Origin of the sequence: Actinophytocola xanthii (genome assembly GCF_001921205.1) — a bacterium.
GTDB classification, from domain to species: Bacteria; Actinomycetota; Actinomycetes; order Mycobacteriales; family Pseudonocardiaceae; genus Actinophytocola; species Actinophytocola xanthii.
Genome location: NZ_MSIE01000157.1, coordinates 1 through 371, shown reverse-complemented (window position 1 = coordinate 371; position 371 = coordinate 1). Strand labels below are relative to the sequence as shown.

Below are 371 nucleotides of genomic sequence, written 5' to 3'. Positions count from 1 at the left end.
CGAGGCGGGTGCGGAGGGTGCCGTGGGCGGCGACGGCGGCGTAGTAGGCGGTGCGGCGGCGGGCGGCGCATCCCTCGGCCTGGGCGGTGGCGGGTGCGGGGGTGGGGTTGGTGGTGTGGACGGTGTTGAGGGCGTCGCGGAGCAGGGTGGTGGCTTCGGCGCGGAGCTGGGAGATCCGGGACTCGGTGACGCCGAGTTCGGTGGCGAGTTCGGCCATGGGGCGCTGGTTGAAGTAGTAGGCCTCGATGACGGTGCGGAGCCGGGCGGGGAGGTTGGCGATGGCGTCGTGGAGGTAGCCGATGCGCTCACGGTCCAGCAGGGTTTGTTCGGGGGTGGGGTCGTGGTGGGCCAACCCGCCGGTGCCGCTGTGG

The 371-nt window shown here is 73.3% G+C and carries 1 protein-coding gene; it reads right to left on the bottom strand.

The annotated features are described in order from the left end of the window. Positions 1–371: sigma-70 family RNA polymerase sigma factor (locus tag BU204_RS37610; RefSeq protein WP_143230049.1), on the bottom strand; the 371-nt coding region annotated here is incomplete at both ends.